We start from the raw sequence: 13,445 nt of genomic DNA, 5'->3' as shown, positions 1-13,445 counted from the left end.
GCAAAAGGGGCAAAAGGGCATCTCAGCCCAGCAGACGCTTCATGACTTCCTGGTAAGCGTCGGCCTCGCCGCCCATATCGCGGCGGAACAGGTCCTTGTCCAGATGAGCGCCGGTGGTGGCATCCCAGAAACGGCAGGTGTCGGGGCTGATCTCGTCGGCCAGGATGATGGTGCCGTCGGGCAGGCGGCCGAATTCCAGCTTGAAGTCGATCAGACGGATGTTGGCGTCCAGCAGGATCTTCTTCAGCACGTCGTTGACCTTGAAAGCGTAACGGGTGATGGTGTCGATCTCTTCCTGGGTGGCCAGATCCAGAGCCAGGGCGTAGTAATGGTTGATGAACGGGTCATGCAGATCGTCGTTCTTGTAGCTGAATTCCAGAATGGGGGTCTTGAACGGGGTGCCTTCGGGCACGCCCATGCGCAGGCTGAAGTGGCCGGCGGCAACGTTGCGGATGATGACTTCCAGCGGAACGATCTGAACCTTCTTCACAAAGGTGTCACGGTCGTTGATTTCCTCCACATAATGGGTGGGCACGCCCTCTTTTTCCAGCTTCTGCATCAGGGCGTTGGACAGCTTGTTGTTGACGATGCCCTTGTCCCGGATGGTGCCCTTCTTCTCGCCGTCGCCGGCAGTGGCGTCATCCTTGTAGTGCACCATAACGATGTCGGGGTCGCTGGTAGCGAAAACCTGCTTGGCCTTGCCTTCGTACATCTGATCCAGAACCTTGATATCCATGATAAAACTCTCCTTTTGTTTTATGTAATTACGGTTGTATATTTGGGCGTGCGGCAATGTACCGCGCGCAGATCCCACATCTCTATTGTACCTGTTTTTGTACGGGGGTGCAACAAAAAACTGCGTTACAGAGCGGAAGCCTCGGCAGCCACGGCGGCATCCTTTTTGGCGATGGCGGCGGCGGTATCGGCGCGGAAGGCGGCCAGCTTGCCGGCCAGTTCCTCATCGGCCACGGCCAGGATGGTCACGGCCAGGTAAGCGGCGTTTTTGGCGCCGTTCAGGGCCACGGTGGCAACAGGAAAGCCGGAAGGCATCTGCACGGTGGCCAGCAGGGCATCCAGGCCGTCCATGGCGCCGCCCTTCATGGGGATGCCGATGACGGGCAGGGTGGAGTTGGCGGCAAAAGCACCAGCCAGGTGAGCGGCCATGCCGGCGGCGCAGATGATCACGCCGAACCCGTTGTCCCGGGCGCTCTTGGCAAAAGCGGCGGCGGCCTCCGGCGTGCGGTGGGCCGAAAGAATGTGAGCTTCAAACGGAACGTCAAATTCCTTCAGGACGCTGCATGCGCTCTTGACCACCGACCAGTCGCTGTCAGAACCCATGATCACGGCTACTTTTTTGCGATTTTCCATATACTTGACCTCCCTGAAAAAATAAAACAGCGCAGCGTATATATACACTGCGCTTACTGGTTACTACGGGATACACGGCTGCCCTGTTTCTGGTTGCACGGATGCCCATGCATAGACTTTTTGCTGTACAACGGATACGGCACGGAGCACCCTCCTTATCTGAAATCGCCCGGCAAACAGTTGGGCATCCTGTAAATTTAGTGTAAAGCCGGATGGGAAAAATTGCAAGTACGAAAATTGTTTTTCAGCCAACTACACATCCGGCCGACTTTTGCAAGGCGCTTTTTGTCGATTTTGATGGGCAATAAGAAGAAGAAGTATGACTTTATCCCGCGCGAATTTTGTCTTGTTCACTTTTGACAAAAGTGCTATACTGACGGAAGAAATACGAAAGGGGCGACGGATATGTCGATTTTGTCCTATCGGAAGCGGGTTCTGGTGTTGGGCCGGGGCGGCTTTGGCAAGGAACTGGGGGAGATGCTGGCAGATACAGGCTGGGGCACCCCGGTGTACCTGGACGACAACGCGCCCGACTGTGCCGGTACGCTGCGGGATTTTGTGGACCCGGAACTGCGCCGGACCTGCCCGGCGGCCTTTGTGGCGGTGGGGGATAACACCCTTCGCCGGGAACTTCTGCAAAAACTGCGTGCGGCCGGATATCAGCTGCCGGTGTTCATCCATCCGGCGGCGGAGGTGTGTGAGTCCGCCCATCTGGGGGCGGGCACGGTGGTGCTGCCCTTTGCTTTTGTGGGGGCCAACGTGCGTACCGGGGCTGGGTGCCTGATCAATGCCGGGGCCATCGTGGACCATGATGTGCATCTGGGGGCAGCGGTACATGTGGCGCCCGGTGCCATCGTGAAGGCCGGTGCCGAAGTGCCGGATTTTGCCAAGATTGATTCCGGAGAGATTGTCCGCTCGCCCTGGGACAAGGGCTGATCTGCGGATTGTATATTACAACGAAAACGCCCGTCGGGAAATCCAACCCGGCGGGCGTTTTTTGCTTATTCCGCGAACAGATCGGCCATTGCAAGGGAATCCTCGGCGCTCATGGAAAAGACACTCTCTATACCGGCTGTTTTCAGACAAACAAAGCCGTCCTCGAACACCGTCAGCTTGGCTACCTGGTGCAGTGTACCGTCGGTGGAACTTTCCCCAAAATGGAGGGTCTTTTCCTGCAGAAAGCAGAGCGTGCCCAAGCAGCGTGCCTCTTCTGGCAGGGTGGCCATAGTCCATCTGTCCGGGTACAGGGCGGTTATCAGCGCGTCGATCTCCTCCTGGTCAGTGATGGTGCGCAGGAGGGTGCCGTCGGCTGCGGTGACGGAAACTTGCTGTGCCTTGTGAAAGGATGTTTCCTGGGCGGCGCATCCCACCAGAACTGCCCCCAGAAAGGCCGCCAGAAAAAACGTCGCAAGAATTCGTTTCATCTCCGGTCACTCCTTCTCGTGCTTGAAAAGTTGGTCTCGTCCATAATCAGCTGTCGGTAAGCAAGGGTCATTCCGCGGGAATAGATGCACAGAAAGGCCCCCGCTCCGGCCAGAATCATGCCGGTTCCCAGGGCCAGGTCATCGGCTGCGTTCTGTTCGGGAAACAGCAGAGGCAAAATTAGAAGACCCAGCCCGATCAGGGCAGCTCCGGCAAGTGTTGCTGCCAGGAAAACTCCCTTTTTCTCAGCATAGGTACTCCGCAGCTGGGCTAGCACGTTTTTGTCCAAGGTAAGCGGTCCCTGTCGGAATTTCCGGTAGGGATTGTCGGCCAGCGGCACCGAAATTAGAAGCAAAACCGCGGCAATCAAAATCATCATGAAGAAAATGTCACCGCTTTCCAGAAAGGAAAGGGACAATCCGGCAATCGCCAGTCCTACTCCTGCCGCCAGCTTCAGCAGCTTTCGTTTCTGCCAGGCCAGAAAGCCTTCGGCGCTTTCCCGGCTCACATACAAGCCGTCCGGCGTATCTGAATCGGCAGAGGTATTCGTGTCTTCATTGAGCAGATAGTCCAAGGTCACATGAAACAGCTTTCCCATACGGATGATTTTATCTGTCTCCGGGTAGCCGTTATCCCGCTCCCATTTGCTGATGGCCTGTCGGGATACGTTCAACTGGCAGGCCAGTTCCTCCTGAGAAAGGCCGGCCTCTTTGCGCAGCTTCTGAATCTTTTCACCGAATGTCATGGGGAACCCTCCTTTATGCTGTCATCATACATCATTTGCCGCTGCCATGCTACCAAAATATGGTTGCAACAGCGCAACAGCAGGTAGCAACCGAGGAAACAGCAAAAAAATCATAAAAGAATTGACAACAAGACTACCTTGCATTACAATATAGCCAGAAGGACCCTTGCAATGCAAGGTAGCGGAAGGGAATGTGCCATGTTTGAGCGTTCGCAATTGAATAAGGGCACATTGGAAGGGTGTATCCTCAAGATCATTTCCCGGCAGCCGTCCTACGGCTACGCCATTGCGGCGGCGCTGCGTCAGGCAGGCTTTGCAGACGTGAACGAAGGCACTCTGTACCCGCTGCTTTTGCGCCTGGAGCGCAAGGGGCTGCTGAGAGCGGAATATCGGGCTTCTCCCAGCGGGCCCAGCCGCAAGTATTATAGCCTGACGGGGGAAGGAACCCAATACCTTACGGAATTTGAGCAGGCCTGGCGCTTGACCGCGTCGGCGGTGGAGGCCATCCTGCAAGAGAAATGACACGTTTTTTGAAAGGGTGTGACCATCATGCTGAAAAAACTGGTGCAAAACGAATATACCGCCTTATATAAGGAAAACGAGCTGCGGGAATCCACCCTGAATATGCAGGACCGGGATTTCCTGCATCAGGTGTGTGCGCGCATGGCGGGGTATACCTGGAACCGTTACGAGATCGAACGGGTCCGCAAAGACCTCATCGGCATGGCGGCCCAGGCGGAAGCCCGGGACAGTGATCTGCATGGTGTTCTGGGCTGTGCACCCGATGAATACAGCCGCCAGATTGTGGACGGCATCGACCGGGGCAGTCCGCTGGACTTTGTCTGTATTGATTACCCGCTGTTGTACCTGATTCTGGCATGCCTCAATGTCATGGCACTTGTGGCCAGCGGTGGAACCGCCAGTGGGAACCTGGTTTTGCATCTGGTGCAGCCATTTATGGTTATCCTTTGGCTGGTCATCGGGGTCTGGGTGTACCGGAAAGGCTATGAGCTAAGTCTGCAATTCGGCGTCTGGACCGAACTGGGGTGGATTCTCCTGTTTCTGGTGCTGTTTGTTGGTCTGTCCCTTTTTTTGGGCAATTTTGCTCCGAATCATTCCATACAGGTGCCGTTGGGATATGTGGTGGTGTATCAGCTGGCCTGGGTGGCAGGTACCCAGTGGTGGCAGAATACCCGCTATAACCGGTATGCCCGGCGGTATCCCTGGCGGGAACAACCCCAGCTGTAAAACCTGATCACAGGAAGGGAGCAACTCTCTATGGCCTTCAGTGAATATCTCGCCCTATGGCGGCAGAACCGGAAAGACCGGGCCGCTCTGAACGATCTGGACAAAAACTCGGTGGACCGGGCCAAAGACTGGCTGAAAGCCGTCAGCTGGAATTCCTACGAAGTGGAACTGGTGGTGCGGGATCTGATCCTGATGGCGGCGGAAGCGGACCGGCAGGGGAAAACCTTGCGGGAAACTCTGGGGGATGAAGACGCCTTTTACAGCAACCTGGCAGATTCCATCGACCACGGAAATCTGCTCGATTATGTTACCGGCTATTTTGCGGCGCTCACCGCCGCAGTGGGAGCAATCGGGGTATTGATTTTTGCCGTGGTGCCCGATACCGGGCCTACGGATGGGGGAATGCTTTTGGTGCAGCTGCTGGGGCAGATTCTGGTGGCCACATGCACCATCCTTTTCGCACGGCAATTTTTGCCGCCGCGCAGCAAAGGACATCTGGGGGCAAAGATCGTTCTTGGGGTTCTGGATCTGCTGGCCATCGCCTTTGTGTGCACAACCTGGATTTGGAGAGATGCATTCCGCACATTCCCTCTCTCGCCCATCACCGTCTGTCTGCTGTTGATGGCCGTCGGCCTGCTGCTTCTGTTGCTGCGGGTGGTGAGGTACAATCTCCTGGCAGCCAGACACCCCTGGCGGGAAAATTCCCGCACCTGATTTGCCATCCTCTTTTCATCATAAAAGCAATGCCCCCGCCGCAAGGAATGCGGCGGGGGCATTGCTTTATCAGATGAAAAAAGGGTATCTCAGATATGTTTCAGGATGGCGTCGCCCATGGCGGTGCAGCCGATTTTGGTACAGCCATCCTGCATGATGTCGGCGGTGCGCAGCCCTTCGTCCAGCACGGCGGACACGGCGGCTTCGATCTCGTCCGCTTCCGCCGCCATGCCGAAGCTGTACCGCAGCATCATGGCGGCGGACAGGATGCAGGCAATGGGGTTGACCACATCCTGCCCGGCAATGTCGGGGGCGGAACCGTGGATGGGTTCGTACAGGCCGTTGGTGCCTTCGCCCAGACTGGAAGAGGGCACCATACCGATGCTGCCGGTGATCTCGCTGGCTTCGTCGGACAGAATGTCGCCGAACATGTTCTCGGTGACGATCACGTCAAACTGGGCCGGATTCTTGCAGATCTGCATGGCGGCGTTGTCCACAAACATCTCGCCGTACTCCACCTCCGGGTACTCGGCGGCCAGACGGTGCATCACCGCCCGCCACAACCGGCTGGTATCCAGCACGTTGGCTTTGTCCACGCAGGTCAGCTTCTTGCGGCGCTTCATGGCCGTCTCAAAGCCGATGCGTCCGATACGCTCGATTTCGTGCTCGGAGTAGGGCATGGTATCCACGGCAATCTTCTCGCCATTTTCTTCAAAGGTTTTGTGCTCCCCGAAGTACACGCCGCCGATGAGCTCCCGCACCACAATGAAATCGATGCCCTTGTCCACAATCTCCTGCTTCAGAGGACTGGCGTCGGACAGCTGGGGCCAGATCTTGGCCGGCCGGCTGTTGGAGTACAGACCCATGCCGGCGCGCAGCCGGAGCAGCCCTTTTTCGGGGCGCTTGTCCCCGGGCATGCCCTCCCACTTGGGACCGCCGATGGCCCCCAGCAGCACGCTGTCTGCCGCAAGACATTTGTCCAGCTCGGACTGGGGCAGGGGATCGCCAAACTTATCAATGGCCTCGCCGCCCATGTAGGCGCGGGTGTAGGTGAGGGTGTGGCCGTGCTTGGCGGCAATCTTGTCCAGCACCCGCACCGCCTGGGTGACAATCTCCGGGCTGGAGCAGTCGCCATAGATGAGCGCAATATTTTTCTGCATCTTACTTGCCCTCCCGGATGCTGGCCATCAGGCCGCCTTTTTGGATGATGTTCTGGATGAAGGGCGGGAACGGTTCCGCCTGGAAGGTGGCCCCGGTGGTCACGTCGGTGATAACGCCGGTGTCAAAGTCGATGGCCACCGTGTCGCCGTCGGCAATGGCCTCGCTGGCAGCGGGACATTCCAGAATGGGCAGTCCGATGTTGATGGAGTTGCGGTAGAAGATGCGGGCAAAGCTCTTGGCAATGACGCAGTCAACGCCCGCGGACTTGATGGCCAGGGGCGCGTGCTCCCGGGAGGAACCGCAGCCGAAGTTTTCGCCCCCCACCATGATGTCGCCCTGCTTGACCTTGGTGACAAAGCTCTTGTCGATGTCCTCCATGCAGTGGCTGGCCAGTTCCTTGGGGTCCTGGGTGTTCAGATAGCGGGCGGGGATGATCACGTCGGTGTCGATGTTGTCCCCGTATTTGTAAACAGTACCCTGTGCTTTCATCTTCAAACCTCCCTCGGGTCGGTGATATGGCCGGTCAGCGCGCTGGCGGCGGCGGTGGCGGGGCTGGCCAGATAGACTTCGGAGTCCACATGGCCCATACGTCCCACAAAGTTGCGGTTGGTGGTGGAAACACAGCGTTCCCCTTCCGCCAGAATGCCCATGTACCCACCCAGACAGGGGCCGCAGGTGGGGGTGGAAACGATGCACCCGGCATCGATGAAATCGGTGGTGTAGCCCCGCAGGATGCACTCCTTGTATACGGCCATGGTAGCGGGGATGATGATGGCACGCACGCCCTTGGCAATGTGATGGCCCTTCAGAATCTTCCAGGCCGCCTCCATGTCTTCCAGGCGGCCGTTGGTGCAGGAACCGATGACCACCTGGTCGATGGCAATGTCCTTGCCCTCGCTGGCCGGATGGGTGTTTTCTGGCAGATGAGGGTAGGAGACGGTGGGCACCAGGGTGTCCAGGTCAATTTCCACCGTGCGTTCGTACTCGGCGTCGGGGTCGGCTTCATACTTCACCCAGGGACGCTGGCTGCGGCCTTTCAGATAGGCTTCGCAGGTTTCATCCACCGGGAAAATGCCGTTTTTGGCGCCGGCTTCGATGGCCATGTTGCAGATGCACAGCCGGTCTTCCATGGTCAGGCTCTTGACGCCGTCGCCCACGAATTCCAGGCTCTTGTACAGAGCACCCGAAACGCCGATGGTGCCGATGAGGTGCAGGATCACATCCTTGCCGGAAACCGGTGCCTTCAGGGCACCCTTCAGCACCACCTTGATGGCGGCGGGCACCTTGAACCAGGCCATGCCGGTGGCCATACCGGCGGCCATGTCGGTGGAGCCCACCCCGGTGGAGAAGGCTCCCACAGCCCCGTAGGTGCAGGTGTGGCTGTCGGCGCCGATGATGCAGTCCCCGGCGGTGACGATGCCCTTTTCGGGCAGCAGGGCATGTTCGATGCCCATGGTGCCCACATCGTAGAAGTTCAGGATGTCGTACTTGTTGGCAAACTCCCGGCATTTCTTGGACTGCTGGGCGCTTTTGATGTCCTTGTTGGGCACAAAGTGGTCCAGCACGATGTTGACCCGGGTCTTGTCAAAGACCGAGTTGAAACCGGCCTTCTCAAATTCGTTGATGGCCACCGGGGTGGTGATGTCGTTGCCCAGCACAATGTCCAGCTTGGCATTGATGAGCTGCCCGGCCTTGACCGAATCGGCCCCGCAGTGGGCGGCCAGAATTTTCTGGGTCATGGTCATTCCCATGGCAAAAACCTCCGTTCCTCTATGACAAATTTACTTGTTGTTGATGGCACTGACCAAGGCGCGGATACCGGCCACGATGATGTCGGTGTGGGTGCCGCAGCCCCAGGTCTCCTCGCCGCTGGCCCATTTCAGACCCACATAGCTGCAGGCGCGGCTGTCGGTGTCGGAGTCCAGGGCGTGTTCGCTGTAATGCACCAGGGTGAAATGCATGCCGGTTTCCTGCTCGATGGCGGTGGCCACGGCGTCCAGACGGCCGTTGCCGGTGGCGTGGCAGGTTTTGATTTCTCCGTTGCAGGACAGGGTCACGTTGGCGGTGATGGTGTTGTCCGGGTTCTGGGTGAAATGTGCTTCGGTAACGTTCAGGGGGGTGGTGTGGTTGAGGTAGGCACGCTCAAAGACGTAGAGCACTTCCTTCACGCTCAGCTCGCGATGCTCGTGGTCGGATACTTCCTTGACCCGGTAGCCCAGATCCTCCCGCATACGCGGCGGGGGATTGTAGCCGTAGTTCTGCTGCAGCAAAAAGCCGATGCCACCCTTGCCGCTCTGGCTGTTGATGCGGATGACGTCGGCGTCGTAGGTGCGGCCGATGTCGTGGGGGTCGATGGGAATATAGGGGCAGGTCCACTCGTGGAGGTTGTGCTCCTTGCGCCAATTCATGCCCTTGGCGATGGCGTCCTGGTGGCTGCCGCTGAAGGCTGCGAAGACCAGGCTGCCGGCGTAGGGGGTGCGCTCGTAGACGTGCATGCGGGTGACCCGCTCGTACACTTCGCAGATGGCCGGCATGTCGGAGAAGTCCAGCTTGGGATCCACCCCGTGGCTGTACATGTTCATGGCCAGGGTGATGGCATCCACGTTGCCGGTGCGTTCGCCGTTGCCGAACAGGCAGCACTCGATGCGCTGGGCACCGGCCAGCACAGCCAGCTCGGCATCGGCCACGCCGCAGCCCCGGTCATTGTGGGGATGGGTGGAAAGGATGACGCTGTCCCGGTATTTCAGATGCTTGGAGCACCACTCAATCTGGTTGGCGTATACATGGGGCATGCTCATCTCCACCGTGACCGGCAGGTTGATGATCATGGGACGCTCGGGGGTGGGCTGCATCACGTCCAGAACGGCGTTGCAGACCTCCACGGCGTATTCCGGCTCGGTGCCGGTGAAGCTTTCGGGGCTGTACTCAAACAGGAAGTTGCCCTCGTACTCCTCGCTCAGCTGCTTGACCAGCTTGGCGCCGTCCACGGCAATCTTCTTGATCTCTTCCTTGCTCTTGCGGAAGACCTGTTCCCGCTGGGCCACGCTGGTGGAGTTGTAGAAGTGGATGATGGCCCGGGGCGCGCCCTTGACGGCTTCGAAGGTGCGGCGGATGATGTGGTCGCGGCACTGGGTCAGCACCTGCACGGTCACATCCTCAGGGATGCGGTTCTCATCGATCAGCTTGCGCAGAAAAGCGTATTCGGTCTCGCTGGCGGCGGGAAAGCCAACCTCGATTTCCTTGAACCCGACCTTGAGCAGCATGTCGTAGAATTCCAGCTTTTCCTCCAAGCTCATGGGAACGATCAGGCTCTGGTTGCCGTCGCGCAGATCCACGCTGCACCAGGCCGGGGCCTCTTCAATGTGATCCTTCTGGGGCCATTCGTACACATGGCCCGGTTCCACCGGCGGGGGATAGTAGCCGACATGATACTTGGTAGCGTCCATCATAATAGTTTGCCTCCTTCAGGGTGTGTGGCCTTTGAAGGACAAATAAAAAACCGTCCCTCAAAGGCAATGTTGCCTTTGAGAGACGGGAAGTAGCGTTTGTTATGCCGTACCCGCGGTACCACTCTCATTGCCGACCCGGAAACGGGGTCGGCCCCTCTGTACGATCGGCCCGTTTGTCGGGGCGAATCGCGCCTGCATGATAACGGTCAGGATTCCGTCCGGACCTAACGGCCGTTGGCCGCTCAACCCGGCTGCTCAGGGGCCAGTGACGCCATACCGTCCGCACCGCCTTACACCACCCGGCGGCTCTCTGTAGCTGGAAACTGGTACTGCTTTTTCCCCGTCAACGCATTTTCATTTGATAACAATGCCAAGTGTAACAGATTTCATAAAATCTGTCAAGCGTTCTCAGACGCTTTTGGCTAAAAAGAGAGGAGAATATCAGGCGGCATTTTCCTCGGTTGCGCCGTCGGCGTTTTCAGCAGCGGCATCGCCCTCAGCCGTTTCTTCGGCGGTGGGCAGGCTGGTGCGGGGCGTTACGGCCAGCGGGTCGGGCAGGGTGTTAGTTTCAACGGCCTGCAGCACGGCAGGCACACCGGGAAAGAACTTCTTGATGCCGGTATCCTTGCAGTGCAGTCCGTCAAAAAAGTCCATCTCCTCCAACCCCTCGATACATTCGGGGTCGTAGCTGCCGTACAGGGGCACATTGTGTTCGGCGCAGTACTGGCGCAGCCAGGGTTCCACCTGGAAGAATCCCTTGTGCAGGTCGGTTTCGTTGAGCAGATAATTGTACAGGAAGGGATGCCAGGGGGAAAGCACCAGAATCACCGTGGTGCCCTGGCTGTGGGCGTAGTCGATGAACGCCTCAAAAGCCTTGATCTGGGTGTCGCTCATGGCGTCGAAGCCTTCCATATGTACGCTGTTGAAGGTGGTGCTTTCCGCCGCCGCCAGGGAAAGAATCTGCTCCTGGGTCTGGTTGCGGAAAGCCGTGTCATACAATACGCTGCCGTCCGACCGTTTGATGGTGGTGGTCTGGTCGTAGGGGTCACCGCTGACAGGATTGAACTCGATGGTGTTGCCGTCGTCGTCGGTCACCACATCCTGGCCGCGGTTCTTGACGTAATAGTCCACATTTCCCTGGAAATAGGCCGGCTCCACCAACGCCTTCCACAGTTCCACCTTGTCGGGCTCCTCGTAATCGGTGGGCACGCCCAGCACCTTGGTCAGAAATTCGTTGTACAGCTCGGCATCGGCGCGGTAGTCATAAGCGGCCTCGTTGCCGTAGAACACCCACGGATCCACGCTCCAGATCAGCACTTCGGGGGCCTTGTCGTAGGTGACCATCTTGTAATAGCTGGTCATGTTGTCCCGCACGTCGGCACCGGTGACGCCCATGTTGAAAAAGCTGTCCACGCCCACCAGGTCCCGGTTGAACTGCAGCACCCGGCTGGAACCGATGCCGATGACCTGGGGTGTTTCGGGCACATCCTGGGCATAGAGCTGCACCACCTGGCGTTCATCCATGGATTCAAAGTTGGTCACGTCGTAGCCCTGCAGCATCAGGTCCACAATCCGTCGGGGAGCCAGCTCCCCCTGGAACAGACCGCTGCGGTCCACGGTGTAGCTTACCCACACCATGAACACCAGAATGGGAAGCAGCAGCACAATACGGGAGACGGTCTTGGCGCCGAAATATACCCGGCGGGCCAGACCGTAGAAGAATCGTTTGATGGGCCCCGGACGCTTGGGCTTGGCGGGAGCCGGCCGCGCCGGCGCAGCCACCCGGCCGGAACGGTGCACGCGTTTCGGCTGCTGGGGGATCGGTGTTGGGGATTGTTGTGCCATGCGAAAAGGCTCCTTCCTCAGAATTGCTGATAGATAAATGCGCTCTGGCCAAAAGCGCCGAAGAACAGCAGCGCCGCAGCCGCCGCATAATACAGGGTCCAGCGCAAAGCAAAGTTCTGGGCGCGGATCCAGCGGGCCACGTTGCGGCCCTGGCTTTCCGCTGCCAGCACAATGGCCGAAGCGCAGGTCAGCACCACCGGCAGGCGGCCATCGATGCCGCTGTCATGCAGCAGGGTACGCACGCTGTCCCAGGCGGGGGCGATACCGCCCTGCCAGCCCTGGAAGATACCGGCGTACACGCCGTAGGGGTCGGCGTTGTACAGAGCGCTGGCAAAAAAGACCAGGGTTGCCACAAACAGCAAAAACACAAATATCCGCTGAATCAGAACCCGGCACCAGTCGGCCCAATACAGGGGATTATACTTCCAGATTTTCTTGCGGACACCGGCGGTCAGCCGTCCGAAAGCGCACAGCACACCGCAGGCCAGACCCCACATGAGATACCGCCAGTCGGCGCCGTGCCACAGTCCGGAAACCAGGAACACAATCACCACATTCATCAGCCGCCGAGGCATGCAGCAGCGGCTGCCGCCCAGGGGAAAGTAAATATAATCCCGGAACCAGCCTGTCATGCTGATATGCCACTTGGTCCAGAATTCGCTGAAACTGGTGGACTCAAAGGGACTGTTGAAGTTTTCGATCAGATCGTATCCCAGAATCCGCGCCACGCCCAGGGCAATGTCGCAGCAGCCGGAAAAATCCATGTACAGCTGCAGGGCAAACAGAATGCTGGCCGCCAGCAGATTGGGGCCGTTCATGGTATCCGGGGTGGTATACACAAAACTGGTATACAGGCTGATATTGTCCGCAATCACCATCTTTTTGGTGTAACCCCACAGAATCCGGAAGGCGCCGCCTGCACAGCGGGTATAGCTGAACCGGCGGGGCTTTTTGATCTGCGGACGCAGATGAGGGTACCGCTCAATGGGACCGGTGATCATGGTGGGGAAGAAGCTGACAAACATGGCATAGTGCAGCAGATTCGGTTCCACCTTGCAGCGCTTCTTGAACACATCGATGCTGTAGCTCAGTGCCGCAAAAGTAAAGTAGCTCAGCCCCAGCGGGGTGATCAGGTCCAGATGATAGGGTGTGATACCGGTAACGCCGGCCACCGCGTCGGCCAGCAGGTTCCAGTACTTGTAATACAGAAGAATGCCCACGCCGCCGGCGATGGCCAATAACAAAAAGACCACCCGCAAAACTTTGGAGCGGCTTTTGCCGATGACCAGCCCGCAGACCCAGGTCAGCAGGGTGGCACCGGCCAGCACCAAGGCCAGCGGGCGGTTGGAAACATCATAGCAATAAAAAGCATAGTTAGCCGCCAACAGAAAATACGGCCGGACCACCCGGGGCAGGGCATAGTGAACCAAGGCCACCGCCGCAAAAAAGCCCAGATACAACAGGGAGGTTATCGTCATTCCTTTTTACACCAT

Annotated in this window: 14 protein-coding genes and 1 other annotated feature; of the genes, 4 read left to right on the top strand and 10 right to left on the bottom strand. The window is 58.3% G+C overall.

Annotated elements, in window-relative coordinates; translation table 11 throughout:
• Positions 1 to 22 precede the first annotated feature (22 nt).
• Both purC and purE read right to left on the bottom strand, forming a co-directional pair.
• Positions 23 to 736, bottom strand: a complete 714-nt coding sequence (purC, locus tag H6B15_RS02075) for a phosphoribosylaminoimidazolesuccinocarboxamide synthase (protein WP_207751466.1) — start codon at positions 734 to 736, stop codon at positions 23 to 25.
• Between the two features lie 125 nt (positions 737 to 861).
• Positions 862 to 1,368 carry a 5-(carboxyamino)imidazole ribonucleotide mutase gene (purE, locus tag H6B15_RS02070; protein ID WP_204645541.1) on the bottom strand — a complete coding sequence of 169 codons (507 nt, stop codon included), beginning with the start codon at positions 1,366 to 1,368 and terminating at the stop codon, positions 862 to 864.
• 405 nt (positions 1,369 to 1,773) lie between these two features.
• Here purE and H6B15_RS02065 point away from each other — a divergent pair, with 405 nt between their 5' ends.
• Positions 1,774 to 2,304 (top strand): hypothetical protein, encoded by a 531-nt coding sequence (locus H6B15_RS02065; RefSeq protein WP_204645536.1) that lies wholly within the window; start codon positions 1,774 to 1,776, stop codon positions 2,302 to 2,304.
• Between the two features lie 65 nt (positions 2,305 to 2,369).
• On the opposite strand, the gene H6B15_RS02060 is transcribed toward H6B15_RS02065, so the two are convergent.
• Both H6B15_RS02060 and H6B15_RS02055 read right to left on the bottom strand, forming a co-directional pair.
• Positions 2,370 to 2,792, bottom strand: a complete 423-nt coding sequence (locus H6B15_RS02060) for a hypothetical protein (RefSeq protein WP_204645533.1) — start codon at positions 2,790 to 2,792, stop codon at positions 2,370 to 2,372.
• Entirely contained in the window at positions 2,789 to 3,535 is a 747-nt protein-coding gene (locus H6B15_RS02055) for a helix-turn-helix domain-containing protein (RefSeq protein ID WP_204645531.1), read from the bottom strand. The genes H6B15_RS02060 and H6B15_RS02055 overlap by 4 nt, the downstream gene beginning before the upstream one ends.
• 198 nt (positions 3,536 to 3,733) lie before the next feature.
• On the opposite strand from H6B15_RS02055, the gene H6B15_RS02050 reads away from it, so the two are divergent.
• From H6B15_RS02050 to H6B15_RS02040, 3 genes are read left to right on the top strand one after another with little or no spacing between them, the layout of a single operon-like run.
• Positions 3,734 to 4,057, top strand: a complete 324-nt coding sequence (locus H6B15_RS02050) for a PadR family transcriptional regulator (protein WP_204645530.1) — start codon at positions 3,734 to 3,736, stop codon at positions 4,055 to 4,057.
• Between the two features lie 27 nt (positions 4,058 to 4,084).
• A complete protein-coding gene (locus tag H6B15_RS02045) occupies positions 4,085 to 4,783 on the top strand; it encodes a hypothetical protein (protein ID WP_204645528.1) in 699 nt (232 codons plus the stop codon).
• 30 nt (positions 4,784 to 4,813) lie between these two features.
• Entirely contained in the window at positions 4,814 to 5,497 is a 684-nt protein-coding gene (locus tag H6B15_RS02040; RefSeq protein ID WP_204645520.1) for a hypothetical protein, read from the top strand.
• Positions 5,498 to 5,586: 89 nt separating this feature from the next.
• Here H6B15_RS02040 and leuB read toward each other — a convergent pair whose 3' ends face one another.
• From leuB to H6B15_RS02010, 6 genes are all read right to left on the bottom strand, one after another.
• On the bottom strand, positions 5,587 to 6,657 hold the full coding sequence (leuB, locus tag H6B15_RS02035) for a 3-isopropylmalate dehydrogenase (protein ID WP_204645518.1): 1,071 nt from the start codon (positions 6,655 to 6,657) through the stop codon (positions 5,587 to 5,589).
• A gap of 1 nt (position 6,658) precedes the next feature.
• Positions 6,659 to 7,147: a 3-isopropylmalate dehydratase small subunit gene (gene leuD, locus H6B15_RS02030; protein ID WP_204645509.1), complete on the bottom strand. Its 489-nt coding sequence runs from the start codon at positions 7,145 to 7,147 to the stop codon at positions 6,659 to 6,661.
• Between the two features lie 2 nt (positions 7,148 to 7,149).
• Positions 7,150 to 8,409, bottom strand: coding sequence for a 3-isopropylmalate dehydratase large subunit (gene leuC / locus H6B15_RS02025; protein WP_204645508.1), 1,260 nt, complete (start codon positions 8,407 to 8,409; stop codon positions 7,150 to 7,152).
• A gap of 30 nt (positions 8,410 to 8,439) precedes the next feature.
• Positions 8,440 to 10,107 carry a 2-isopropylmalate synthase gene (locus H6B15_RS02020; RefSeq protein WP_204645507.1) on the bottom strand — a complete coding sequence of 556 codons (1,668 nt, stop codon included), beginning with the start codon at positions 10,105 to 10,107 and terminating at the stop codon, positions 8,440 to 8,442.
• Between the two features lie 75 nt (positions 10,108 to 10,182).
• Positions 10,183 to 10,463: a binding site (T-box leader), on the bottom strand.
• 85 nt (positions 10,464 to 10,548) lie between these two features.
• Entirely contained in the window at positions 10,549 to 11,952 is a 1,404-nt protein-coding gene (locus H6B15_RS02015; RefSeq protein WP_204645506.1) for a hypothetical protein, read from the bottom strand.
• Between the two features lie 17 nt (positions 11,953 to 11,969).
• Complete coding sequence (locus tag H6B15_RS02010; RefSeq protein ID WP_204645502.1) at positions 11,970 to 13,430, bottom strand: MBOAT family O-acyltransferase; 1,461 nt, start codon at positions 13,428 to 13,430, stop codon at positions 11,970 to 11,972.
• Between the last annotated feature and the right edge of the window lie 15 nt (positions 13,431 to 13,445).

Origin of the sequence: Gemmiger formicilis, assembly GCF_016900095.1 — a bacterium.
GTDB classification, from domain to species: Bacteria; Bacillota; Clostridia; order Oscillospirales; family Ruminococcaceae; genus Gemmiger; species Gemmiger formicilis_A.
This window is presented reverse-complemented; position numbering and strand designations above follow the sequence as displayed.

What these genes read in the sequence shown, in the direction of transcription:
- purC (WP_207751466.1), bottom strand. Translation starts at nt 736, where the DNA reads ATGGATATCAAGGTTCTGGATCAGATGTACGAAGGCAAGGCCAAGCAG.
- purE (WP_204645541.1), bottom strand. Translation starts at nt 1,368, where the DNA reads ATGGAAAATCGCAAAAAAGTAGCCGTGATCATGGGTTCTGACAGCGAC.
- H6B15_RS02065 (WP_204645536.1), top strand. Translation starts at nt 1,774, where the DNA reads ATGTCGATTTTGTCCTATCGGAAGCGGGTTCTGGTGTTGGGCCGGGGC.
- H6B15_RS02060 (WP_204645533.1), bottom strand. Translation starts at nt 2,792, where the DNA reads ATGAAACGAATTCTTGCGACGTTTTTTCTGGCGGCCTTTCTGGGGGCA.
- H6B15_RS02055 (WP_204645531.1), bottom strand. Translation starts at nt 3,535, where the DNA reads ATGACATTCGGTGAAAAGATTCAGAAGCTGCGCAAAGAGGCCGGCCTT.
- H6B15_RS02050 (WP_204645530.1), top strand. Translation starts at nt 3,734, where the DNA reads ATGTTTGAGCGTTCGCAATTGAATAAGGGCACATTGGAAGGGTGTATC.
- H6B15_RS02045 (WP_204645528.1), top strand. Translation starts at nt 4,085, where the DNA reads ATGCTGAAAAAACTGGTGCAAAACGAATATACCGCCTTATATAAGGAA.
- H6B15_RS02040 (WP_204645520.1), top strand. Translation starts at nt 4,814, where the DNA reads ATGGCCTTCAGTGAATATCTCGCCCTATGGCGGCAGAACCGGAAAGAC.
- leuB (WP_204645518.1), bottom strand. Translation starts at nt 6,657, where the DNA reads ATGCAGAAAAATATTGCGCTCATCTATGGCGACTGCTCCAGCCCGGAG.
- leuD (WP_204645509.1), bottom strand. Translation starts at nt 7,147, where the DNA reads ATGAAAGCACAGGGTACTGTTTACAAATACGGGGACAACATCGACACC.
- leuC (WP_204645508.1), bottom strand. Translation starts at nt 8,409, where the DNA reads ATGGGAATGACCATGACCCAGAAAATTCTGGCCGCCCACTGCGGGGCC.
- H6B15_RS02020 (WP_204645507.1), bottom strand. Translation starts at nt 10,107, where the DNA reads ATGATGGACGCTACCAAGTATCATGTCGGCTACTATCCCCCGCCGGTG.
- H6B15_RS02015 (WP_204645506.1), bottom strand. Translation starts at nt 11,952, where the DNA reads ATGGCACAACAATCCCCAACACCGATCCCCCAGCAGCCGAAACGCGTG.
- H6B15_RS02010 (WP_204645502.1), bottom strand. Translation starts at nt 13,430, where the DNA reads ATGACGATAACCTCCCTGTTGTATCTGGGCTTTTTTGCGGCGGTGGCC.